This is a genomic window from Streptomyces wuyuanensis (assembly GCF_900103455.1).
Lineage (GTDB): Bacteria > Actinomycetota > Actinomycetes > Streptomycetales > Streptomycetaceae > Streptomyces > Streptomyces wuyuanensis.
The window spans coordinates 1-824 of record NZ_FNHI01000032.1 but is presented as its reverse complement, the minus strand read 5'-3'; the positions used below and the strand labels follow the sequence as shown (position 1 = coordinate 824).

The window sequence follows — 824 nt, the reverse complement described above, 5'->3', positions numbered from 1 at the left end:
TAACCACCACGGTCATCACGACGGAAACCACCACGGTCATCGTCACGACGCGGACCACGATCATCCCGACGGTCGTCGCGACGCCCATAGGCCCGTTCGTCACGGGGGAAGCGGCCCTCGCGATTGTCGTCCCGCCGGTCGTCACGGCGGCCGTAGCCGCGGTCGTCGCGGGGAAAGGAGCCGGCGCGGTCGTCGCGACGGAACCCACCGCGGTCGTCACGGCGGTTGCCGCCCCCACGGTTGTCGTCCCGACGCGGGCCCCCGCGATAGCCGCCCCGGTCGCCGCCGCCCTCGCGGCGGCGCGGCTCGCGCTCAGGACGATCGTCGGCTGAGTTGGTGGGCATCGGTGAGGCTCCTGTCTTCGGGTACCGCAGTCAATTCTCGCGCAGCCGGCCGACCGACGCGCTTCGGGAAAAACATGCAAACAAAAAGGACCCGTGGTCCCAGCTGAACGCTGGGACCACGGGTCCTGAAAGATTGTTCGGCGGCGTCCTACTCTCCCACAGGGTCCCCCCTGCAGTACCATCGGCGCTGAAAGGCTTAGCTTCCGGGTTCGGAATGTAACCGGGCGTTTCCCTAACGCTATGACCACCGAAACCCTATCGGGTTCGAGCGAACAAGCACACTCTTCAATTAATCAAGTGAATCTGGTTCGACCGGTGCGACTGTTCGCAACCCGGGAACCACACAGTGGACGCGAGCAACTGAGGACAAGCCCTCGGCCTATTAGTACCGGTCAACTCCACCAGTCACCTGGCTTCCATATCCGGCCTATCAACCCAGTCGTCTACTGGGAGCCTTACCCCATCAAGTGGGTGGGAGTC

The 824-nt window shown here is 64.3% G+C and carries 2 rRNA genes and 1 pseudogene; 1 reads left to right on the top strand and 2 read right to left on the bottom strand.

Annotated features, from left to right (window positions below):
• A pseudogene (locus BLT82_RS38625) lies at positions 1-332 on the top strand (hypothetical protein); the annotation flags it as partial.
• Positions 333-479: 147 nt separating this feature from the next.
• Here BLT82_RS38625 and rrf read toward each other — a convergent pair.
• Both rrf and BLT82_RS33685 read right to left on the bottom strand, forming a co-directional pair.
• A 5S ribosomal RNA gene (gene rrf, locus BLT82_RS33690) occupies positions 480-596 on the bottom strand.
• A gap of 110 nt (positions 597-706) precedes the next feature.
• Positions 707-824, bottom strand: a 23S ribosomal RNA gene (locus BLT82_RS33685); the annotation flags it as partial.